Genomic DNA, 20762 nt, shown 5'->3' on the forward strand with positions numbered 1-20762 from the left:
AGCGATGCCGAGTGTCGATCGCCCGCCCAGCGTGGCGGGCAAGGTGATGGCCATTCTCGAGTCGTTCGCGCCCGGCGGCGTCCGGCTGACCCTCACCGAGATCTGCGGCCGCGCGGGGCTGCCGCTCGCCACGGGGCATCGCCTCGTCCGGGAGCTGACCGGCGGCGGCTTCCTCGAACGCCTGCCCGACGGGTCGTACCGCATCGGAACCCGTCTGTGGCGCATCGGTGCACAGGCCTCGGCGGCGCGGAGCCTGCGCGAGCTCGCCCTGCCGCACATGGAGGAGCTGTACGCGGCCACCCACGAGAACGTCCAGCTCGCGGTGCTCAGCGGCGACAAGGCGCTCTACCTCGAACGGCTGCGCGGACCCCGGTCGGTGCCGATCGTGACGCGGGTCGGGGCCGAGCTCCCGTTGCACGCCACGGGGGTGGGCATGATCCTGCTCGCCTTCGCCGAGGGCGACTTCGCCGAGAAGGTCATCGCACAGGGGCTGCCGTCGTACACCCCCCACACCGTCACCGACGCCGATCGCCTGCGGGCGTGTCTCGTGGAGGTGCGGCGCTCCGGATACGCCGTGACCCGTGAGGAGATGTCCCTCGGGACCTGCTCGGTCGCGGCCCCGGTCCGTGACCCCGCCGGTGCGGTGTTCGCGGCGTTGTCGCTCGTCACCCGGCGGAACGTCGTGGATCTGCGGCGTCTGGTGCCGGCGGTCCTCGCGGCGGCGAACGCGCTGGCCCGGGACGTCGACGCCCATGGCGGTTCCGCTGAGTGGAAGGACTGGGGGTGACAACGGGGGCGCCGGCGCGAGGATCGTGCCGAGGACATTCGAAAGAGGATGATCGATGCGCACCCAAGTCGCGATCGCCGGGGCCGGACCCGCCGGACTGCTGCTCTCCCACCTGCTGCGGCTGCGCGGCATCGACTCGGTCGTACTGGAGAGCCGGGACCGCGCGTACGTGGAGAAGCGGCAGCGGGCCGGGATGCTGGAGCAGGGCACCGTGGACGTACTCCGCGAGAGCGGCGTCGGAGAACGGCTCGATCGCGAAGGCCTCACCCATCACGGCCTCGAACTCCGCTTCGCCGGCGCCGCGCACCGGATCCCGCTGTCCGAGCTGACGGGCGGGCGCACGGTGACGGTCTACGCGCAGACCGAGATCGTCAAGGACCTGATCGCCGCGCGGCTGGCCGCCGGGGGAGAGATCCACTTCGAGGCCGAGGTGCTGGAGGTCGACCCGAGCACGCCGACGGTGACCTTCCGTCGTGACGGGCGCGTCGAGACGCTGGAGTGCGACGTCATCGCGGGCTGTGACGGCTTCCACGGCGTGTGCCGCCCGGCCGTTCCGGACACGCGGATCCGCGAGCGCGAGTACCCCTTCGCGTGGCTGGGCATCCTCGCCGACGTCCCGCCGTCGACGGACGAGCTGATCTACGCCTACAGCGAGCGCGGGTTCGCGCTGCACAGCCTGCGCTCCCCGAAGATCAGCAGGCTGTATCTCCAGGTCGACCCCGCCGAGGACCTCGCCGCGTGGCCCGACGAGCGGATCTGGTCCGAGCTGCGCGCGCGGTTCGCCACCGACGACGGCTGGGAGCTGCGGGACGGGCCGATCCTGGAGAAGTCGATCACGCCGATGCGCAGCTTCGTCGCGGAGCCGATGCGCCACGACCGCCTGTTCCTCGCGGGAGACGCCGCGCACATCGTGCCGCCCACCGGAGCGAAGGGCCTGAACCTCGCGATCTCCGACGTCGTCGTCCTCGCCGAGGCGCTGGGCGCCTGGTACGGCTCCGGGACGACCGGGCTGCTCGACGCCTACTCCGACACCTGCCTGCGCCGGGTGTGGCGGGCCGAGCACTTCTCGTACTGGATGACGACGCTGCTGCACAAGGACCCGCGCCAGGACGCCTTCGGGCATCGGCTTCAGCTGTCCCACCTGGAGTACGTCGCCGCGTCCACGGCGGCCGCGACGACGCTCGCCGAGAACTACGTCGGCGCCGCGCCCTTGCTCTGAGGATGTGGGCGGACGGTCAGAAGATCCCCTTGGGCGGGGGAGGCGACGGGCGGGCGGTCGCGTCGGTGACCGGGGCGGCCCCGGCCGTGAACCGCGCCAGCTCATCCCCGTCCAGGACCCGGCCGGGGAAGGGGTCCCCGGCGGCCCTGCGGGTGAGCTCCGCCACGGGCGGAGGTGTCCGCCCGGCGATGAGGATCAGATTGCCGAACCGGCGGCCGCGCAGCACGGCGGGATCGGCGATGAGGCACACCTCCGGGAGGACGGCCCGCAGCGTCGCGACCTGCGCCCGGGCGAAGGACAGCGGTGCGCCGTCGGCGACGTTCGCGGCGTACCACCCGTCCGCGCGCAGCGCCCGGGCCACGGCGCCGGCGAACTCCACGGTCGTCAGGTGCGCGGGCGACCGGGTTCCCGCGTACGCGTCACCGACCACCAGGTCGAAGGAGTCCTCGTGGGCCCGCGTCAGGACCTCACGGGCGTCGCCGTGCCGGATCCGGATCCGATGGCCCTTCTCCAGCGGGAGTTCGCGCCGGACGAACTCGATGAGCGCCGCGTCGACCTCGACCACCTGCTGGGTCGAGCGCGGCCGGGTCGCGGCGACGTAGCGCGGCAGGGTGAGGGCGCCGCCGCCCAGGTGCAGCACCCGCAGCGGACGCCGCTCCGGAGCCGCCAGGTCGACGACGTGGCCGAGCCGCCGCACGTACTCGAAGTCGAGGTAGGCCGGGTCGTCGAGGTCCACGTGGGACTGCGGCGCGCCGTCCAGCATGAGGACGTGGGCCCGGGGGCGGTAGGGATCGGGGACCAGCTGCGCGATGCCGGAGTCGACCTTCGCCTCCACGGTTCGAGCGCTCTGCCGGTGTGCCACCGGCCCACATTAATGGACCTGCGCGCCGAACGAAGATCGCGATACCGTGCGTGCTGCCAGAAAGGGGGCATGGTGGCGAAACTGAACCAGATCATCGCCGTCGAGAAGGGGATCAAGAGCGGGACGCTCCGCGACCTGACCGACGCTCATCACGGGCTGCAGAAGCAGGCTCTGCTGTCCGGCATCTCGCGTACCTACCAGCCGAAGGACGAGGAGGGCGAGCAGCTTCCGCCCGAGTCGACCCGGGTGCAGGTGAAGGCCGATGAGGTTCTGCGCCGGACGGCCGAGATCATGACGCGGCTGTTCGACGTGACCGCCACCAAGGACTGGGCGAACTGCGAGGCCAGGGCGGACGTCACGGTCGACGGCCAGACGCTGCTGCGGGACGTCCCCGTCACGTACCTGCTCTTCCTGGAGAAGCAGCTCACCGACCTGCACACCTTCGTCAAGAAGCTTCCGGCGCTGGACGCCGCCGAGACCTGGGCGTTCGACGACTCCGCGGACGCCTGGCGGACCGAGCCGGTACGCACGATCCGTACGAAGAAGGTCCCGCGTAACCACGTCAAGGCGGAGGCGACGGACAAGCACCCGGCGCAGGTGGAGGTCTACTACGAGGACGTCGCCGTCGGCTACTGGACCACGGTGAAGTTCTCCGGCGCGCTGCCCGCCCGGCGGATCAACGAGCTGCTGGAGCGGGTGGAGAAACTGCAGCAGGCCGTGAAGTTCGCCCGGGAGGAGGCGAACGGGACCGAGGTCACCGACCGGCGGGTCGGAGACGTGGTCTTCCGCTACCTCTTCGGGTAACGTCTCAGACTCCCTCGCCTTGCGCGAGGGAAGCGCGAGGAGCGCAAGCTGAAACTGAAGTTCAGTCTGATCGCGGTGACAGTGGGGGTTCGAGTCCTCCTCCCGGCACCCGTGCCGGGATGGCCCAACATGGCAGAGGCGGCCGCTCAAGCTCAGGCTCTCGCTCCAGATTCAGCATTCGCCGCCGAACGCCGGATCAAGTGAGAACGGACGGAACTCGTCGGGGTGCCGGTTCGAGCCCGGCATGCGCCTCTCCGCGGCGCGTTAGCTCAATAGGCAGAGCACGGCGATCTCAGGACTGATCCGTTCTCTTAAACGCCGCCGGCGTGCGCAAATGGGCGGCAACCCGGGGTCCGGGAGATGGACAAAGCTCCCGGACCCCACCGCCGCGCGTCGCCGAATCCCACCGCCGGATCAGAGACGTTCGATGATGGTGACGTTGGCCTGCCCGCCGCCCTCGCACATGGTCTGCAGGCCGTACCGTCCGCCGGTGCGCTCCAGTTCATGCAGCAGCGTCGTCATCAGCCGGGCGCCGGTCGCTCCGAGCGGGTGGCCGAGCGCGATCGCGCCGCCGTTGGGGTTGGTCACGGCCGGGTCGGCGCCGGTCTCCTTCAGCCAGGCCAGCACGACCGGCGCGAACGCCTCGTTGATCTCCACGACGTCGATGTCGCCGATCGTCATCCCGGCCCTCTTCAGGGCGTACGCGGTCGCCGGGATGGGCGCGGAGAGCATCCGGATCGGGTCCTCGCCGCGTACGGACAGGTGGTGGACGCGGGCGCGCGGGGTCAGGCCGTGGTCGCGTACGGCGCGTTCGGAGGCGAGGAGCAGGGCCGCGGCGCCGTCGGAGATCTGCGACGCCAGCGCGGCGGTCAGCCGGCCGCCCTCGACGAGCGGTTTCAGCGCGGCCATCTTCTCCAGGGACGTGTCGCGGCGGGGCCCCTCGTCGGCGGTGACGCCGCCGTACGGGGCGATCTCCCGGTCGAACCGGCCCTCGTCGATGGCGCGGACCGCGCGCCGGTGGGACTCCAGCGCGAACTCCTCCATCTCCGCCCGGCCGATGCCCCACCGCTCGGCGATCATCTCGGCGCCGCGGAACTGCGAGACCTCCTGGTCGCCGTAGCGCGCCTCCCAGCCGCGCGAGCCCGCGAACGGACCGGCGAACCCCAGCTGTGCCCCGGCGATCATCGCGTACGCGATCGGGACCTGCGACATGTTCTGCACGCCGCCCGCGACGACGAGATCGCAGGTGCCGCTGAGCACGGACTGGGCGGCGAAGTGGACGGCCTGCTGCGAGGAGCCGCACTGACGGTCGACGGTGACGCCCGGCACCTCCTCCGGCAGTCCCGCCGCCAGCCAGCAGGTACGGGCGATGTCACCGGCCTGCGGCCCCACCGTGTCGACGCACCCGAAGATCACGTCCTCGACCGCCTCCGGGTCGGCGCCGGACCGCTCGACCAGCGCCGTCAGCACGTGCGCGCCGAGATCCGCCGGGTGAACCCCGGCCAGGCCGCCGTTCCGCCGGCCGACGGGCGTACGGACCGCCTCGACGATGTAGGCCTCCGCCATCACATGCCTCCTACTCGTGCTGGATCCCCCCGAGGACCATGGCGAGGTACTGCCCGGCGATCTCCTCCGCGGTCAGCCTGCCGCCGCGCTGGTACCAGGTCGCCGCCACCCAGACGGTGTCGCGGATGAAGCGGTAGACGAGGGCGGTGTCCAGGTCCGCCCGGAACGCGCCCTCACGGACGCCGCGCTCCAGCAGCGTCATCCACATGTCCTCGAACCGGCGCCGCGACTCGGTCAGGTATGCGAACCGGGGGCCGGTCGCCAGGTGCCGCGACTCGTTCTGGTACATCACGACCGCCGGCCGGTGCCGGTCGATGCAGCGGAACGACTCGACGACGAGGGCGGTCAGGGTGTCGCGCGCCCCCAGACCCGCGGCGAGCACCCGGTCGTACGCCGCCCACATCTCGTTCAGGAAGGTCGAGAGGATCTCATCGGCCATCGATTCCTTGGAATCGAAGTGGTAGTAGAGGCTGCCGCCGAGGATGCCGGCGGCGTCCGCGACCTCCCGCACGGTCGTGGCGGCGTAGCCGCGGGTGGCGAAGACCTCCGCGGCGGTGGCGAGCAGCTCGGCCCGCCGTTCGGCTCGTGCGGCGGCGGTGCCCTCGGCGTCACGCCGTCGTGGACTCATGGGATACCTCGGAGCTGGCTCAGGGGTGCTGGCTGGAGACGGCGACGACCTCGCCCGTCATGTACGACGAGTAGTCGGTGGCCAGGAAGACGATAACGTTGGCCACCTCCCACGGCTCCGCGTACCGGCCGTACGCCTCCCGGCGCGTCAGCTCCGTCAGCAGGTCCTCGCTCGTCACCTTCACCAGGTGCGGGTGCATGGCGAGGCTGGGCGCCACCGCGTTGATCCGCACGCCGTACTCCGCGGCCTCCAGCGCGGCGCAGCGGGTCAGCGCCATCACCCCGGCCTTGGCCGCCGCGTAGTGCGACTGCCCGCGCTGCGCCCGCCAGCCGATCACCGACGCGTTGTTCACGATCACACCGTGCCCCTGGCCGCGCATGATCCGCAGAGCCGCACGGGTGCAGCGCATGGTGCCGTTCAGCGTGACGTCCAGCACCCGCGACCACTGCTCGTCGGCCATCTCGACGAGGTCCGCCGTGCCGCCGAGGCCGGCGTTGTTGACCGCGACGTCGATCCGGCCGAAGCGCTCGGCCGCCGCGGCGAACAGCCGCCGTACGTCGTCCTCGGAGGTCACGTCGCAGGGTGCGGCCGCCACCAGGTCCTCGCCGAACTCGTCCGCCAGCTCCGTCAGCGACCGGCCGAGCCGTCGTTCGTGCGCGTCACTGATCATCACCCGCGCGCCCTCCTCCAGGCAGCGCCGGGCCGTCGCCCCGCCGATGCCCGCGCCGGCCGCCGCCGTCACCACGACGACGCGGTCGCGCAGGAGCCCGTGGCCGGGGACGGGCGTCGCCCGGGTGGAGGGAGTGCCGGTCTCGCTCACGTGGGTTACTCTACCAAACACTTGTTAGAAAGAATCTGAGGCGGACGGCCATGGATCTGGACCTGTCGTCGGTGGAGCCCTTCCGGGCCGAGGTGCGCGACTGGCTGCGCCGGAACGTTCCGGCGACGCCGTCGCCGTCGCTGGAGACCGAAGAGGGCTTCGCCGCCCACCGGGAGTGGGAGCGGACGCTCGCGGCGGCCCGGCTGTCCGTGGTGTCCTGGCCCGAGGAGTACGGCGGCCGGGGCGCGTCCCCGCTGGAATGGCTCGTCTTCGAGGAGGAGTACTACGCCGCCGGCGCCCCGGGCCGGGTGAGCCAGAACGGCATCAACCTGCTCGCCCCGACGCTCTTCGCCCACGGCACCCCGGACCAGCGCGAACGCGTCCTGCCGCCGATGGCCTCCGGAGAGGTGATCTGGGCCCAGGCCTGGTCCGAGCCCGGCGCCGGCAGCGACCTGGCCGCCCTGCGCGCGACCGCCACCCGCGTCGACGGCGGCTGGCGGCTGAACGGCCAGAAGACCTGGAGTTCGCGCGCCGCCTTCGCCGACCGGGCGTTCGGGCTGTTCCGCTCCGACCCCGCCGCCGAACGCCACCGCGGGCTGACGTACCTGATGTTCCCGCTCGGCGCCGACGGCGTGACCGTACGGCCCATCGGGCGGCTCGACGGAAAACCGGCGTTCGCCGAGCTGTTCCTCGACGAGGTGTTCGTGCCCGACCGGGACGTCATCGGCGACCCTGGTCGGGGCTGGGCCGTCGCGATGAGCACGGCCGGCAACGAACGCGGGCTCACCCTCCGCAGCCCCGGCCGGTTCCTCGCCGCAGCCGACCGCCTCGTGACACTGTGGCGCGCGCACGGCGCCGACCCGCTGCTGCGCGACCGCGTCGCCGACGCCTGGATCAAGGCGCGCGCCTACCGGCTCAAGGGGTTCGAGACGATCTCCCGCGCCGACGACGTCGGCGCCGAGGCCAGCGTGAACAAGGTCTTCTGGTCCGAACTCGACGTCGAGCTGCACGAGACCGCGCTCGACATCCTCGGCGCGGACGCCGAACTCGACGGGGACTGGCTGGAAGGCTACGTCTTCTCCCTCGCCGGCCCGATCTACGCCGGCACGAACGAGATCCAGCGCAACGTCATCGCCGAGCGCGTCCTCGGCCTGCCCAGGGAGACCCGGAGATGAGGTTCGCCCTCGACGCCGAGCAGCGGCTGTTCGGCGACACCCTGCACGAGCTCCTCACCGGGGCCGGCACTCCCGCCCTGACCCGCCGATGGGCGGCCGGCGACCACGACCGCACGCTGTGGTCCGCGCTGGGTGAGGCCGGGGTGTTCACCCTGACGGTGCCCGAACGCCACGGTGGGACCGGGCCGCTCCCGGTCGAACTCGTCGTCGCCGCGCACGAGCTGGGCCGCCACGCGGCGCCCGGACCGGTCGTCGAGACCCTCGCCGCGGGCGCGCTCATCGACGGGAGCGGCGACGCGGGTCCGGCCGCCGAATGGCTGCCGAGGATCGCGGGCGGACAGGCCGTCGTCTCGCTGGCGTCGCCCGGCCAGGTCCGCCGCGCCCTCGACGCGGACGCCGCCGACCTGGTCCTGCTGGCGGATGGGGAGTCCCTGTCGTCGGCCGCGCCCGCAGGCCCCGCCGTACGCTCTCTGGACCCCGCACGCCGGCTGTTCCCGGTGCGCGCGGCGGAACGCCTGACCGCCGGACCGGCCGTGTCCCGCGCCGCCGCGACGGCGTACGACCTGGCCGCGCTGGCCTGCGCCGCGCAGCTGCTCGGCCTGGGACGGGCCCTGCTCGACGCGACGGTGGAGTACGCGCGGACGCGGCGGCAGTTCGGCCGCCCGATCGGGGAGTTCCAGGCGGTCAAGCACCACCTGGCGAACGCCTTGACCGGCCTGGAATTCGCCCGGCCGCTGGCGTACGGCGCCGCGCTGTCCTTCGGCTCACCGGACTTCCCGCGCGACGTGTCGGCCGCCAAGGCCGCGGCCTCCGACGCGGCGTACGCGGCCGCCCGGATCGCCCTCCAGACGCACGGCGCGATCGGCTACACCGACGAGTACGACCCGTCCCTGTGGATCCGCAAGATCCGTGCGCTGCGCTCGGCCTGGGGCACCCCCGCCGAGCACCGCGCCCGCGTCCTGGACGCGCTGCGCCACGGGTAGGCTGCCGGTTCATGCCGGGAACCGGGGAGACCGATCTGGCGCGGCTGCTGGCCGGGCTGGACCCGGTGCCGCACGACGGTGAGTACGTCTTCGTCACGCTGGCGGACCGGCGGACGCCGGCCGGAGCCGACCCGGTCTTCGCCTTCGACGAGGACGAAGGCCGGACGCTGGTCCTGCCGCGGGCTCAGGCCGAGGAATCCGGGTTGACCGGTGTCTTCCCCAGCGCGTGGATCACGCTGCGGATCCACTCGTCGCTGGAGGCCGTCGGAATGCTCGCGGCCGTCACCGCCGCGCTGGCGGAGGCGGGTATCGCCTGCAACGCCGTCTCGGCCTTCTACCACGACCACCTCTTCGTCCCGTACGACCGCGCCCGCGACGCGCTCGCCGTCCTCCGGACGCTCGCCGGATGAACACACAGGCGACGTACGGCCGAGGGTTCTCATCGCCGGGACGACGGAAGCCCTCGGCGCTCAGCCGGTGGTCAGGCCCGGGAGGGCCGTCATGATCGCGGTGGCCTCCGCGACGACGCGGTCGATCAGGTCCCGGCAGGAGGGCAGGTCGTCGATGACGGCGACGGCCTGGCCGGAGGCCAGCACGCCGAGGTCGGGGCGGCCGTCGACCATGGCGGCCTTCAGCAGCATCGGGGTGTTCGCGGCCATCAGCACCTGCGACCAGGACAGCTCCTTGCCGTGCCGCATCGCCAGCCCGTCCCGGACCATCGTGCGCCACGACGTCCCGGACACCCGCTTGAAGCGGGCGGCGTTGCGCAGCGCGCGGGCCAGGCCGGTGACCCGGCCGGAGCGCTCCAGCGCGTCGACCAGGTCCGTGCGCAGGACCCGGTGCGGCATGCCGTCGACCCGCCGGGTGACGACGGTGTCGGCCATGCCGAGGTAGACCCGCTTCACCGCGTCGGGCACCGGACTGTCGGAGGTCAGCAGGAAACGCGTGCCCATCGCCACACCGGCCGCCCCGTACGCCAGCGCCGCCGCCAGGCCCCGGCCGTCGAAGAAGCCGCCCGCCGCGATCACCGGGATGTCCACGGCGTCGAGGACCTGGGGGAGCAGCAGCGTGGTGGCGACCGGGCCGGTGTGCCCGCCGCCCTCGCCGCCCTGGACGAGGACGGCGTCGGCGCCCCACGCCGCCACCTTCTCGGCGTGCCGGCGCGCTCCCACGGAGGGGATGACGACGACGCCGGCGTCCTTCAGCCGCGCGATCAGCTCCGGTCTGGGCGCCAGCGCGAAGGACGCGACCCGTACGCCCTCCTGGATGAGCAGGTCGATCCGCTGCGCGGCGTCCGCGGCGTCGGCCCGCAGGTTGACCCCGAACGGCGCCTCGGTGCGCTCCCTCACCTCGCGGATCGCGGCGGCGAGTCCGTCGAGCGTCATGGTGGCGGAGGCGAGGATGCCGAGGCCGCCCGCGTTCGCCACCGCCGACACCAGGCGCGGACCGGCCACCCAGCCCATGCCGGTCTGCACGACCGGGTGCCGCACCCCGGTCAGTTCGGTCAGCGCCGTCCGCACGGTTCGACCCTCTCTCGTCTCGCACCGGTCGGGTCCGGGTCCGGCCGGCGCCGTCCGCGCGGTTCGAACCCCGGAGCCGGCCGACGCCGCTGCGTCCGCTCCCTCATCGGCGGGAGCCTTCCGGGACCTCGCGGTCGCGCAGGCCGTCGGGGTCGAGGACCTCGCGGATGACGCGCAGCTCCTCCGCGTCCGGGACGCGGGTGGTGGGGACCGCGTCGGGGACGGCGAGGTCGAAGCCCGTGGCCGCGACGACCTGGTCGAGGGTCACGCCAGGGTGGACCGAGCGCAGTCGCATCCGCCGGTCCGGGGTGGCGAAGTCGAGGACGGCCAGATCGGTGACGACGACGCGGATCTCATGAGCACCCCGGTCGTACCCGACGCCGCTGACCATGTCGACCGTCTCGACGAACACCCGCGGCGAGTGGCGGGGGATCCAGTAGCTGGTCGTGTCGCACCGGGTGTTGCCCGGCACGCCGCGCACGCCGAGCAGCTGGGCCTTCGGGCGCGCCCAGTCGCCGATGCACGAGATGTTCGTGTTGCCGAACCGGTCGATCTGGCTCGCGCCGAGCATGACGTGGCGGCGGCCGTTCAGCACCAGCCACAGGTGCTCGCGGAACGGCAGCCAGCCCTCGACCTCACCAGGGCTCTCGCCGAGCGCGGGAACGTCGCCGGTCAGCAGGCACACGCCGTCGTGCGTGAGCAGGCCGGGCTCGAACGTCAGCCGGGCGAGCCGGGCGGCCAGGACGGTGACGGCGCCGCCGATGCCCGCAGCGAGGGTCTCGCCGTCGCCGCGGAACGCCTCCGCGCACGCCGTCACGCACACCTCGGCCCTCGTCGCGCTCGTCGAGGCCTCGCTTCGCTCGGTCATCGGCCCTCCTCCTGCCGCCAGGCGCGGACGGCGGACTGGTAGGCCGCCTCGTCGCCGGCCAGGAACCGCTCGCGGAACGCCGTCCAGGCCGCCGGGTCGCCGGCCGCGGCGGCGTACGCCCGCTGGAACGCCTCGTCGCGGCCGTGGTCCGGTTCGCAGGAGGTGAAGTGGGCGCCGTTCGGCGTCTCGACGACGCCCGTCACGTGGGACCGGCTGATCAGCAGGCTCTGCACCGGGCCCTCCTTGAGGAGGTCGGCCGTCTCGACGAGGCGTTCGCACGAGACGTACGTCCGGGCCGCCGCCTTGGCGAACAGGTCGTCGAGGTACGGGTCGGGGCCGAGGTACTGACCGTTGCCGCGCCGGTCCGCCCGGTTGAGGTGGATCAGGGCGACGTCCATCGTCAGCGCGGGCATCGCGACCAGCTCCTCGCGGCCGTCGTACGGGGAGCGGACCGTCCTCAGCTCGGGGTTCACGCGCATGACGTCGGAGCCGAGGCCGGAGGGGGTGGGCAGGAAGGGCAGTCGGTGCGCCGCCGCGTACAGCCCGAACATGAACATGCCCTCGTCGTACTCGGTGAAGGCGATCGTCCCCTGCTGCCGGGCCCGGCGGAAGTGCGGTTCGAGGGGGATCGAGTCGAGCGTCGCGAACGGCGCGACGACGCGCCGGACCTTGCCGTACGCGCACAGCAGCCCGACGTCCGGGCCGCCGTAGGAGATCACGGTGAGGTCGGTGAGTCCGGAGCGGCAGATCGCCCGGACGAGGGCCATCGGCTTGCGCCGCGAGCCCCAGCCGCCGATGCCGACGGTCATCCCGGACTCGATCGAGCCGACCACCTCCTCGATCGGGAGCTCCTTCGCGGCGGCGTTCGACGCGGTGGTCACGTCGTCTCCTTGTCCGCGACGAAGGCGGCGCGGTGGCGGTCGCCGGCGCCGGCGAGGTTCAGCTCGAAGGTGAAGCCCTGTTCGAACCGGTAGCTGCGTTTCGGATCGACCGGGTCGATGCCGTTCAGCGACTCCTTGGCCCGGCGGATGACGTACGGGTCCTTGGCGGCGATCGTCCCGGCGAGCTCCAGCGCGCGGTCGCGCAGGTCGGCGGCGGGAACGACCTCGAGCACGGACCCGTGCCGGTGCAGCTCCGCCGCGGTGACGGTACGGCAGGTGTAGACCATCGCCCGCATCAGGTGCTGCGGCACGAGCCGGGCCAGGTGGGTCGCCGCGCCGAGGGCCCCGCGGTCCACTTCGGGCAGGCCGAAGTAGGCGTCCTCGGCCGCCACCACGATGTCGGCGTTGCCGACCAGGCCGATGCCGCCGCCCAGGCAGAAGCCGTGCACCGCCGCGATGACCGGCACCGCGCACTCGTAGACGGCCGCGAACGCGGCGTAGCAGCCGCGGTTGGCCCCGAGCAGCGCCGTGTGCCCTTCGGCGGCCTGCATCTCCTTGATGTCGACGCCGGCGTTGAAACCGCGCCCCTCGGAGCGGAGCACCACCGCGCGGACGGCCGGGTCGCGGCCGGCGGTCAGCAGCACGTCGGCCAGGTCCTGCCAGCCCCGGGCGGTCAGCGCGTTGACGGGTGGAACGTTCATGACGACCTCGGCGACGCCCGGTCGGTGAAGCGTGGTGGAGATGCCCATGCGCTACCTTTCCACCAAACGTTTGTTAGAAGTATCGTACAGGGGGAGGGTGCGATGGCCTACACGCTCGATCTCAGCGGCAAGGTCGCGGTCGTGACCGGGGGCGTGCGCGGGGTCGGTCTCGGCATCAGCCGGGCGTTCCTCGACGCCGGCGCCGAGGTGATCGCCGTCGCCCGCCACGCGCCGGAGCGGCCGCCGCCCGGTCTGGGGTTCGTCCCGCTCGACGTACGCGACGCCGGCGCCGTACGGGACCTCGTCGAGAGCCTCGACCGGCTCGACGTCCTGGTGAACAACGCGGGCGGCACCCCGTACCTGCCGGCCGCCGACGGCGATCCCCGCACGCACGCCAAGATCATTGAGCTGAACCTCGTCGCCCCCCTCTTCGCCGCCCGGGCGGCCAACGCGGTCATGCAGCGCGGCGACGGCGGCTCGATCATCATGGTCGGCAGCGTGAGCGGGGTGCGCCCGTCGCCGGGCACCGCGGCGTACGGCGCGGCGAAGGCGGGCCTGGACAACCTCACCCGCAGCCTGGCCGTCGAGTGGGCGCCGAAGGTGCGCGTCAACGCGCTGACCCTCGGCATGGTCCGCACCGAGCGATCGCACCTGCACTACGGCGACGAGGAGGGCATCGCCGCCGTCGAGCGCACCGTGCCCCTGGGCCGGCTGGCCGACCCGTACGACGCCGGGGCCGCGTGCGTCTTCCTCGCCTCCGACCTCGCCGGGTACGTCAGCGGCTCGGCGCTGCTGGTGCACGGCGGCGGCGAGCGCCCCGCCTTCCTCGGCGCGGCCAACACGGACCGGACGAACCGGGAGGATGAATGATCTGTGAGGGCCGTGTCGTCGTCGTCACCGGGGCCGGGCGCGGGCTCGGGCGTGCCCACGCCCTGGAGTTCGCCCGGCAGGGCGCGGCGGTCGTGGTGAACGACATCGGGGCCGGGCCGGACGGCTCGGGCGGCTCCCCGGGCCCGGCCGACGACGTGGTCGCGGAGATCCGGGGAACGGGCGGGGAGGCGGTCGCCGCGCCGTACGACGTCGCCACCTCCGAGGGCGCGGAGGCGCTGGTGCGGACCGCCCTCGACGCGTTCGGGCGGCTCGACACGCTCGTCTGCAACGCCGGGTTCCTGCGCGACCGCATGCTCGTGAACCTGTCGGAGGAGGAGTGGGACGCGGTCACGCGCGTCCACCTCAAGGGGCACTTCCTGCCGCTGCGGCAGGCGGGTCTGCACTGGCGGGCCGAGGCGAAGGCGGGCCGTCCCGGGACCGGCCGCGTCGTCATGACCTCCTCGGGGGCGGGACTGCTCGGCAGCGTCGGCCAGGGCAACTACGCGGCGGCCAAGGCGGGCGTCGTCGGGCTGGCCCTGGTGGCGGCGGCCGAGCTGGGGCGCTACGGCGTACGGGTCAACGCGATCGCCCCGGCGGCCCGTACCCGTATGACCGAGGAGGTGTTCGCCGCGACGATGGCGGCGCCCGGGGACGGCGGCTTCGACGCGATGGCGCCGGAGAACGTGTCGCCGCTCGTCGCCTGGCTCGGGTCGTCCGGCTGTGACGTCACGGGCCGGGTGTTCGAGGCCGAGGGCGGCCGGATCTGCGTGATGGAGGGGTTCCGGCACGGGCCGGCCGTCGACAAGGGGGCGCGGTGGGACGCCGCGGAGCTGGGGCCCGTGGTCCGCGGCCTGCTGGCCGGGGCCGCGTCACCGGAGCCGGTGTACGGCGCCTGAGACCCGCAGATGGCCGGCGCGTTCTCTCCCTGATTGCCTACTTGGGACGTATCTCGCCGGGCGGGCGTCTCGGACGAACCGGGTTGCTCTATAGTTAGTTAGCGCTAAGCAACATTTGTGCTGACGAACTATCAGGAGCGCATCCCCCATGACGACGGGCGCACACGCGACCGGACGACCAGACCACCGGGCCCTCGGGCCCGGATACAAGTGGATCGCGCTGTCGAACACGACGCTCGGCGTGCTGATGGTCATGATCAATCAGTCGATCGTGCTCATCGCGCTGCCGAACATCTTCGACGGCATCGGTCTCGACCCTCTCGGCGCCGGAAACACCAGTTACCTGCTGTGGATGATGATGGGCTTCATGGTCGTCACCGCGGTACTGGTGGTGTCCTTCGGCCGGCTCGGCGACATGTACGGCCGGGTCCGGATGTACAACCTCGGCTTCGCCGTCTTCACCGTCTGCTCGATCCTGCTGTCGATCTGCTGGATGCACGGATCGGCGGCGGCCCTCTGGCTCATCGGCTGGCGGATCGTCCAGGGCGTCGGCGGCGCGCTGCTGTTCGCCAACTCGACCGCCATTCTCACCGACGCGTTCCCCGCCACCAAGCGCGGCATGGCCCTCGGCATCAACGCGATCGCGGGCATCGCCGGCTCGTTCATCGGGCTGATCCTCGGCGGCATCCTCGGCCCGGTCAACTGGCACTACGTCTTCCTGGTCTCGGTGCCGTTCGGCATCTTCGGGACGTTCTGGGCCTACATCAAGCTGCACGACACCGGTGTCCGCAAGAAGGCCAAGATCGACTGGTGGGGCAACCTCACCTTCGCTATCGGTTTGATCTCGGTTCTGATCGGCATCACCTACGGGATCCAGCCGTACAAGGATCACACCATGGGATGGACCAACCCGTGGGTGCTCACCGCGCTGATCGGCGGCGCGCTCGTCCTGTGCGTCTTCCTCTTCATCGAGACGAGGATCGCCGAGCCGCTGTTCAACCTCTCGCTGTTCAAGAACCGCACCTTCACCGCGGGGAACCTGGCGAGCCTGCTGACCGCGCTCGGCCGCGGTGGCCTGCAGTTCATGCTGATCATCTGGCTGCAGGGCATCTGGCTGCCCCAGCACGGCTACAGCTTCGAGGACACGCCGCTGTGGGCGGGCATCTACATGATCCCGCTGACCGTCGGCTTCCTGCTGTCGGCACCGCTGTCCGGGATCCTGTCGGACCGGCTCGGCGCGCGGGTGTTCACGGTCGGCGGCGCGCTCGTCACGGGGCTCAGCTTCCTGCTGCTCCTCGCCATCCCGGTGAACTTCTCCTACTGGGTCTTCGCCCTGCTGCTCGTGATCAACGGCATCGGGTCCGGCATGTTCGCCTCGCCGAACCGCGCCGACATCATGAACTCGGTCCCGGCCGACCAGCGGGGCGTCGGCGCCGGCATGACCGCGACCTTCCAGAACGCCGCGATGGTGCTGTCGATCGGCATCTTCTTCAGCCTGATGGTGGCGGGCCTGTCGCACAGCCTGCCGTCGTCGATGGAGAGCGGCCTGACGGCCCAGGGCGTCCCGGCCCAGACGGCCCACGGAATCTCGCAGCTGCCGCCGATCGCGGTGCTGTTCGCGGCGTTCCTCGGCTACAACCCGATGCAGCAGCTGCTCGGCCCCGAGCTGCACAAGCTGCCCGCCGACCACGCCTCGTACCTCACCGGGCGCAGCTTCTTCCCGCACCTGATCACGCAGCCGTTCCACGACGGCCTGACGGTCGCGTTCTGGTTCGCGATCGTCGCCTGTGTCGTCGCCGCGATCGCGTCGCTGCTGACCAAGCGGAACAAGCCGGGCCAGGAGCCCGCCGAGCACGAGTCGCTCGGCTCGGAGCTGGCCGGGGTGACCGGCGAGGCCGGGATCGCGCTCAGCGAGCCCACCGTCCCGCAGATGGTCCCGACGGCCGGCCACGCGCCGGCGGACGCCCGGCCCACGGCCCAGGACCTCGTCACCACGCACGCGCCGGGGGCGGCCCAGCGGGCCGTGTCGAACGGCCGGCAGGGCCCGGTCATCGCGGGTCTCATCCACGACGGGTCGGGCGCGCCCGTGAGGGGCGCCGCCGTCACGGTCACCGGCCCCGACGGACACCAGCTCGGGCGGGCCACGACCGGCCCGGACGGCCGGTACTCCATCGCGGTCACGGACGGCGACCACCTCGTGATCGCCACCGCGCCCGGCCGCGTCCCGCAGGCCGCGACCGTCATCGTGGGGGAGGCGTCGGTCGTACGGGACTTCCCGCTCGTTCCCGACAGCGTCGCCCCGACCGGCGCGCTGCACGGCGTGGTGCGCTCCCCGCACGGAGAGCCGGTCGCCGGGATCACCACGACCGTCACCGACGAGAACGGCGAGGTGGTCGCGACCACCGTCACCGACGAGAACGGCGCGTACCGGATCACCGGGCTGGCGGACGGCGGTTACACGCTGGTCGCGGCCGGCCACCGTCCCGTGACGGCGACCGTCCAGGTGACGCCCGGCGTGCCGTCCGACGTGCGCGTGGCGCTGGGCGACTGACCGTGGACGCCGATCCGCGGGCGGACCGCGCGGACGCGGACCGCGCGGACGCGGACCGCCTGGACGGGGTCCGCACGGACGCGGGCGCAACGGACGCGGACCGTACGGCCACGGACCGTGCGAACGGGGAGCGCGCGGGCGCGGGCCGGGAGCACGTCGGCCCGGTCCCCGTCGGCGAGGGGTCCGGGGCCGTCGCGGGGCGGCTCAGGGTCGCCCTCGTCGCCCTCAACCGCAGGATGCGCAAGGACTGGCCGGAGCACCTGACCCCGAGCCGGCTGTCGGCGCTGACCACCATCGCCGCCGACGGGCCGCTCCCCGTCGGGGAGCTCGCCCGTCGGATGGCGGTCAGCACCCCGACCGTCTCCCACATCGTGGACGCGCTGGCGAAACTCGAACTGATCGATCGGCGGCCCGACCCACGGGACCGCCGGGTGTGCCGGCTCGTCCTGAGCGACGCCGGCGACGAACTGCTGGACGATCTCGGGCGGCGTACGACCGGGTTCCTCGAGGAGGAGATTCGGCGGCTGCCGGCGGAGCAGCGGGCCGGCCTCGCCGCCGCGCTGCCCGCCCTCGAAGCCCTGGCCGCGGCCCCGGAACGGCCGCACGACGGAGGAATGGACCGATGACTGAGAACACGGCGCTGAGCGAGACGCTCACCGTCTTCGGCACGGTGCAGCGGACGGAGGGACCGCCGGTCGCCGACGCGGTGGTCACGCTGGCCGACATGGCCGGCCGCAAGATCGGCTCCGCGTACACGGGGATGGACGGGGAGTACCGCCTGACCGTGCAGAAGGGCGGTACCTACCTGATCATCGCCTCGGCGCCCGGACACGAGCCGATCGCCTCGCTCGTGGCGGTCGGAACGGGGACCGTCCGCCACGACATGACGATCGCCGGCGTCGGGGGACTGATCGGCATCGTCCGGTTGTCCGGCACCCGCCGGCCGGTCTCGGACGCCACGATCACCGTGACCGACGTCCAGGGCGACGTGGTCGCGACGGCGCGCAGCACGGAGGGGGGCGGCTTCTCGTTCATCAGCCTCCCCGAGGGCGCCTACACGCTGGTCGCCTCGGCGCCCGGACAGCGACCGGTGGCCGTCGCCGTGACGGTCCGGCAGGGCACGCAGACCCGGCAGGACCTGGAACTCCTGGCCCGCGGCACGCTGAACGGCGAGGTACGGCTGCACGACCGGCCGTATGACGGCGCGCGGATCACGCTGATGGACCAGGCGGGCGGCATCGTCGGGAACGCCGTGAGCGGCGCGGCCGGTGAGTTCTCCTTCGAGGACCTCGAACCGGGGACGTACACCGTCGTCGCCGCGGGTCCCGGCCCGGCCGCCGTCCCCGTCCACATCATCGGCGGCCGGCCCGTCGAGGCCGACGTCACGCTGACCGCCTGAAAGGGGCCTCTGAGTGAACAACGCGAACGCCGTCACGGCCCGGATCGTCGCCCCCGGCGGATGGCCGGTCGAGCACGCGATCCTGACGCTCACCGACGCGACGGGCCGCCAGGCGGCCCGCACCGCGGTCGACTCGACCGGCCGCGCCGCCCTGGAGGGGGTCGCGCCCGGCGTCTACACGCTGATCGTCTCCGCCGCGGGACACCAGCCGGAGGCCCGGACCGCGGTCGTCGGCCCGGCCGGCCTCGACCTCGGTGACATCGAGATCGCGGGGACCGGCGGGCGACGGCTCCCCGAACCGGGGGTCTGGGACATCGACCCGGTGCACTCTTCGGTGCAGGTCCGGGCCCGGCACATCGGGCTCGTCAGCGTGCGCGGGCGGATCGCCGACTTCAGCGGCGAGATCGTCGTCACCGATCCGGTGGAGAACTCCACGGTGGAGGTCGCGCTGCGGGCCGCCAGCATCGACACCGGGAACTCCGACCGCGACACCCACCTGCGCAGCAAGGACTTCCTGTACGTCGACGAGTACCCCGAGATCACCTTCCGCAGCAAGGGACTGCGGCGGCTCGCCGACGACCGGTGGGCGATGGACGGTGAGCTGACCATCCGCGGGACGACGCGCCCGGTGACGCTCGACACCACCTACCTCGGCACGGGCCCGGACCCGTGGGGCGGCGTGCGCTGCGGCTTCCACGCGATCACGGAGCTGAACCGCGACGAGTTCGCCGTCGACTGGAACCAGGCCGTGCGCGTCGGAATCGCCGCGGTGGGCGGGACGCTCCTGGTCGAACTCGACATCGAACTCGTGAAGCGCTGAGGGGCCCGGGCCGGCGCCCCGGGGCCGCCGATCGCCAGTACTACATCCCGTAGTACGGTCTTCGTCCTGGAGAGGAAGCGAACGGCGAACCCAGAGGAAGGCTGACGCGTGGTCCACGCCCTGGCGGTGTCACTGATCATCGGCGCGCTCGTGCTCGCCGGTCTGGCCCTGGTGACGGCCGCCCTGAACCGCCGGGTCGGAGTCGTCCTGCTGGGCGCGGCCGCGCTGGGCGAGGCCGGGCTGCTCCTCCAGGTGATGTGGGCGATCGTCCGGCTGGCGGGCGGCGCCCGGCCGGCCGGCGGGATGCCGATCTTCATCGGCTACCTCGCGGGATCGCTGGTCATCCTGCCCGTCGCCGCCTTCTGGGGACTGGCCGAGCGCACCCGATGGGGCCCGGTCGTCCTCGCCGCCGGCTTCCTCGTGATCGCCGTCCTCGTCGTCCGCATGCAGCAGGTGTGGCATGGCTGAGCCGGTCGCGCGGCGATCCGGACCCGGGCGGGTGCTGGTCGCCGTCTACGGCGTGTTCGCCCTCGCCGCCGGATCGCGGGCGGGCGTGCAGCTCGCCACGAAGTTCCACGAGGCGCCGGTCGCGTACCTGCTGTCGGCGTTCGCCGCGGTCGTGTACGTGCTCGCCACCGTGATGCTGGCCCGCTCCGGTCGTACGTCGTATCGCGTCGCCGTCGTGTCCTGCACCGTCGAACTCGTCGGCGTGCTCGCGGTCGGCACCTACAGCCTGGCCGACCGCGCCGCCTTCCCCGACGCGACGGTGTGGTCGGGCTACGGCAGCGGGTACGGCTTCGTGCCGCTCGTGCTCCCGGTGCTCGGCCTGCTCTGGCTGCGCCGGACCGCGCCCCGTTCCGCCTCCTGAGCCGCGCCGGCCGCCCGTGCCGGCCTCGAGGCGGCGGATCGACCCGGTGCCGTGAGCGTGCTCACCGCCACGTCCGCGTCCAGACGCGCAGCGCGAAGACGGCGCAGGCGGCGCCGAACGGCAGTTCCAGCGCGAGCGCCATCACGATCGACGTGGGCCGGTAGGCGGGCCGGGCCGTCATCACGTCGAACCAGACGTCGGCGAGCATGAGCGCGGCCAGCCCGGCGGCGGTCAGGGCCGCTCGCCCGTCCCGGCGGCGGGCCAGCCATCCGGTCAGCGCCATTCCGGCGACGAGCAGCAGGTCGAATCCGATCCAGAGAGGACGGACGGCGGCGGAGGCGTGGAAGCCGAGCAGCACGGTCCATGCTCCGACGGCGATGGCTCCGCCGAGGAAGACGAACGCCGCGATGGCACTGTCCCGGTGGGCGATGTGTGTCGTCATGCCCCTACCCTCCGCGGCGACGTGCGGGTGGCGCGTCCGCCGAGCGGCCCGACCCGGCGGCCGGTCGGAGGAGCCGCCCTCCTCCCACAGGAGGACCGTGGG

23 protein-coding genes are annotated in these 20762 nt (G+C 72.8%); 14 read left to right on the forward strand and 9 right to left on the reverse strand.

The features are described 5' to 3' along the window. Positions 1-4 precede the first annotated feature (4 nt). Both NDW01_RS15030 and NDW01_RS15035 read left to right on the forward strand, forming a co-directional pair. A complete protein-coding gene (locus NDW01_RS15030; RefSeq protein ID WP_252820926.1) occupies positions 5-787 on the forward strand; it encodes an IclR family transcriptional regulator in 783 nt (260 codons plus the stop codon). A 55-nt stretch (positions 788-842) separates the two neighbouring features. Next, positions 843-2006, forward strand: a complete 1164-nt coding sequence (locus NDW01_RS15035; RefSeq protein WP_252820928.1) for a 4-hydroxybenzoate 3-monooxygenase — start codon at positions 843-845, stop codon at positions 2004-2006. Between the two features lie 16 nt (positions 2007-2022). Here NDW01_RS15035 and NDW01_RS15040 read toward each other — a convergent pair whose 3' ends face one another. Then, a complete protein-coding gene (locus tag NDW01_RS15040) occupies positions 2023-2868 on the reverse strand; it encodes a spermidine synthase (RefSeq protein ID WP_252820930.1) in 846 nt (281 codons plus the stop codon). A 72-nt stretch (positions 2869-2940) separates the two neighbouring features. On the opposite strand from NDW01_RS15040, the gene NDW01_RS15045 reads away from it, so the two are divergent. Continuing rightward, positions 2941-3672 (forward strand): DUF7873 family protein, encoded by a 732-nt coding sequence (locus NDW01_RS15045; protein WP_454923416.1) that lies wholly within the window; start codon positions 2941-2943, stop codon positions 3670-3672. A 414-nt stretch (positions 3673-4086) separates the two neighbouring features. On the opposite strand, the gene NDW01_RS15050 is transcribed toward NDW01_RS15045, so the two are convergent. Genes NDW01_RS15050 through NDW01_RS15060 form a run of 3 tightly spaced genes read right to left on the reverse strand, consistent with a single transcriptional unit; the run spans position 4087 to position 6686 of the window. Then, entirely contained in the window at positions 4087-5238 is a 1152-nt protein-coding gene (locus NDW01_RS15050) for an acetyl-CoA C-acetyltransferase (RefSeq protein WP_252820932.1), read from the reverse strand. A 10-nt stretch (positions 5239-5248) separates the two neighbouring features. Then, complete coding sequence (locus NDW01_RS15055) at positions 5249-5866, reverse strand: TetR/AcrR family transcriptional regulator (RefSeq protein WP_252820934.1); 618 nt, start codon at positions 5864-5866, stop codon at positions 5249-5251. Between the two features lie 19 nt (positions 5867-5885). Further along, the gene (locus tag NDW01_RS15060) at positions 5886-6686 is read right to left on the reverse strand and encodes an SDR family oxidoreductase (RefSeq protein ID WP_252820936.1); all 801 of its coding nucleotides are present in this window, start codon (positions 6684-6686) and stop codon (positions 5886-5888) included. 50 nt (positions 6687-6736) lie between these two features. On the opposite strand from NDW01_RS15060, the gene NDW01_RS15065 reads away from it, so the two are divergent. From NDW01_RS15065 to NDW01_RS15075, 3 genes are read left to right on the forward strand one after another with little or no spacing between them, the layout of a single operon-like run. Continuing rightward, on the forward strand, positions 6737-7861 hold the full coding sequence (locus tag NDW01_RS15065; protein ID WP_252820938.1) for an acyl-CoA dehydrogenase family protein: 1125 nt from the start codon (positions 6737-6739) through the stop codon (positions 7859-7861). Further along, positions 7858-8844 (forward strand): acyl-CoA dehydrogenase family protein, encoded by a 987-nt coding sequence (locus tag NDW01_RS15070; protein ID WP_252820939.1) that lies wholly within the window; start codon positions 7858-7860, stop codon positions 8842-8844. Before NDW01_RS15065 ends, NDW01_RS15070 begins: the two co-directional genes overlap by 4 nt. Before the next feature lie 11 nt (positions 8845-8855). After that, positions 8856-9254: an ACT domain-containing protein gene (locus NDW01_RS15075; RefSeq protein WP_252820941.1), complete on the forward strand. Its 399-nt coding sequence runs from the start codon at positions 8856-8858 to the stop codon at positions 9252-9254. Between the two features lie 60 nt (positions 9255-9314). Here NDW01_RS15075 and NDW01_RS15080 read toward each other — a convergent pair whose 3' ends face one another. From NDW01_RS15080 to NDW01_RS15095, 4 genes are all read right to left on the reverse strand, one after another. Then, positions 9315-10364, reverse strand: a complete 1050-nt coding sequence (locus tag NDW01_RS15080) for an NAD(P)H-dependent flavin oxidoreductase (protein ID WP_252820943.1) — start codon at positions 10362-10364, stop codon at positions 9315-9317. Between the two features lie 103 nt (positions 10365-10467). Beyond that, on the reverse strand, positions 10468-11232 hold the full coding sequence (locus tag NDW01_RS15085; RefSeq protein ID WP_252820945.1) for a CoA-transferase subunit beta: 765 nt from the start codon (positions 11230-11232) through the stop codon (positions 10468-10470). After that, positions 11229-12113, reverse strand: a complete 885-nt coding sequence (locus NDW01_RS15090; RefSeq protein WP_406567722.1) for a CoA transferase subunit A — start codon at positions 12111-12113, stop codon at positions 11229-11231. Before NDW01_RS15090 ends, NDW01_RS15085 begins: the two co-directional genes overlap by 4 nt. Beyond that, positions 12110-12862 (reverse strand): enoyl-CoA hydratase family protein, encoded by a 753-nt coding sequence (locus tag NDW01_RS15095; RefSeq protein WP_252820947.1) that lies wholly within the window; start codon positions 12860-12862, stop codon positions 12110-12112. Before NDW01_RS15095 ends, NDW01_RS15090 begins: the two co-directional genes overlap by 4 nt. A 54-nt stretch (positions 12863-12916) precedes the next feature. On the opposite strand from NDW01_RS15095, the gene NDW01_RS15100 reads away from it, so the two are divergent. From NDW01_RS15100 to NDW01_RS15135, 8 genes are all read left to right on the forward strand, one after another. After that, entirely contained in the window at positions 12917-13684 is a 768-nt protein-coding gene (locus NDW01_RS15100) for an SDR family oxidoreductase (RefSeq protein ID WP_252820950.1), read from the forward strand. Next, positions 13681-14580, forward strand: coding sequence for an SDR family oxidoreductase (locus NDW01_RS15105; RefSeq protein ID WP_252820951.1), 900 nt, complete (start codon positions 13681-13683; stop codon positions 14578-14580). Before NDW01_RS15100 ends, NDW01_RS15105 begins: the two co-directional genes overlap by 4 nt. Before the next feature lie 148 nt (positions 14581-14728). Continuing rightward, on the forward strand, positions 14729-17131 hold the full coding sequence (locus NDW01_RS15110) for an MFS transporter (protein ID WP_252820953.1): 2403 nt from the start codon (positions 14729-14731) through the stop codon (positions 17129-17131). A 2-nt stretch (positions 17132-17133) separates the two neighbouring features. Continuing rightward, complete coding sequence (locus NDW01_RS43795; protein WP_252820955.1) at positions 17134-17757, forward strand: MarR family winged helix-turn-helix transcriptional regulator; 624 nt, start codon at positions 17134-17136, stop codon at positions 17755-17757. After that, positions 17754-18530 carry an MSCRAMM family protein gene (locus NDW01_RS15120; RefSeq protein WP_252820957.1) on the forward strand — a complete coding sequence of 259 codons (777 nt, stop codon included), beginning with the start codon at positions 17754-17756 and terminating at the stop codon, positions 18528-18530. The genes NDW01_RS43795 and NDW01_RS15120 overlap by 4 nt, the downstream gene beginning before the upstream one ends. A gap of 13 nt (positions 18531-18543) precedes the next feature. After that, positions 18544-19350: a YceI family protein gene (locus NDW01_RS15125; protein ID WP_252820959.1), complete on the forward strand. Its 807-nt coding sequence runs from the start codon at positions 18544-18546 to the stop codon at positions 19348-19350. Between the two features lie 108 nt (positions 19351-19458). Continuing rightward, complete coding sequence (locus tag NDW01_RS15130; protein WP_252820961.1) at positions 19459-19818, forward strand: hypothetical protein; 360 nt, start codon at positions 19459-19461, stop codon at positions 19816-19818. After that, positions 19811-20218, forward strand: a complete 408-nt coding sequence (locus tag NDW01_RS15135) for a hypothetical protein (RefSeq protein ID WP_252820963.1) — start codon at positions 19811-19813, stop codon at positions 20216-20218. Before NDW01_RS15130 ends, NDW01_RS15135 begins: the two co-directional genes overlap by 8 nt. 61 nt (positions 20219-20279) lie before the next feature. Here the strand turns inward: NDW01_RS15135 and NDW01_RS15140 are convergent, their stop codons facing one another. Beyond that, positions 20280-20660 carry a hypothetical protein gene (locus NDW01_RS15140; protein WP_252820966.1) on the reverse strand — a complete coding sequence of 127 codons (381 nt, stop codon included), beginning with the start codon at positions 20658-20660 and terminating at the stop codon, positions 20280-20282. Between the last annotated feature and the right edge of the window lie 102 nt (positions 20661-20762).

Origin of the sequence: Actinoallomurus soli (genome assembly GCF_024055715.1) — a bacterium.
GTDB classification, from domain to species: Bacteria; Actinomycetota; Actinomycetes; order Streptosporangiales; family Streptosporangiaceae; genus Actinoallomurus; species Actinoallomurus soli.

Bases quoted from the DNA above. Each gene is read 5' to 3' on its own strand.
- NDW01_RS15035 (WP_252820928.1), top strand. From the start codon at position 843: ATGCGCACCCAAGTCGCGATCGCCGGGGCCGGACCCGCCGGACTGCTG.
- NDW01_RS15110 (WP_252820953.1), top strand. From the start codon at position 14,729: ATGACGACGGGCGCACACGCGACCGGACGACCAGACCACCGGGCCCTC.
- NDW01_RS15095 (WP_252820947.1), bottom strand. From the start codon at position 12,862: ATGGGCATCTCCACCACGCTTCACCGACCGGGCGTCGCCGAGGTCGTC.
- NDW01_RS15075 (WP_252820941.1), top strand. From the start codon at position 8,856: ATGCCGGGAACCGGGGAGACCGATCTGGCGCGGCTGCTGGCCGGGCTG.
- NDW01_RS15100 (WP_252820950.1), top strand. From the start codon at position 12,917: ATGGCCTACACGCTCGATCTCAGCGGCAAGGTCGCGGTCGTGACCGGG.
- NDW01_RS15140 (WP_252820966.1), bottom strand. From the start codon at position 20,660: ATGACGACACACATCGCCCACCGGGACAGTGCCATCGCGGCGTTCGTC.
- NDW01_RS15030 (WP_252820926.1), top strand. From the start codon at position 5: ATGCCGAGTGTCGATCGCCCGCCCAGCGTGGCGGGCAAGGTGATGGCC.
- NDW01_RS15070 (WP_252820939.1), top strand. From the start codon at position 7,858: ATGAGGTTCGCCCTCGACGCCGAGCAGCGGCTGTTCGGCGACACCCTG.
- NDW01_RS15065 (WP_252820938.1), top strand. From the start codon at position 6,737: ATGGATCTGGACCTGTCGTCGGTGGAGCCCTTCCGGGCCGAGGTGCGC.
- NDW01_RS15050 (WP_252820932.1), bottom strand. From the start codon at position 5,238: ATGGCGGAGGCCTACATCGTCGAGGCGGTCCGTACGCCCGTCGGCCGG.
- NDW01_RS15135 (WP_252820963.1), top strand. From the start codon at position 19,811: ATGGCTGAGCCGGTCGCGCGGCGATCCGGACCCGGGCGGGTGCTGGTC.
- NDW01_RS15085 (WP_252820945.1), bottom strand. From the start codon at position 11,232: ATGACCGAGCGAAGCGAGGCCTCGACGAGCGCGACGAGGGCCGAGGTG.
- NDW01_RS15055 (WP_252820934.1), bottom strand. From the start codon at position 5,866: ATGAGTCCACGACGGCGTGACGCCGAGGGCACCGCCGCCGCACGAGCC.
- NDW01_RS15120 (WP_252820957.1), top strand. From the start codon at position 17,754: ATGACTGAGAACACGGCGCTGAGCGAGACGCTCACCGTCTTCGGCACG.
- NDW01_RS15105 (WP_252820951.1), top strand. From the start codon at position 13,681: ATGATCTGTGAGGGCCGTGTCGTCGTCGTCACCGGGGCCGGGCGCGGG.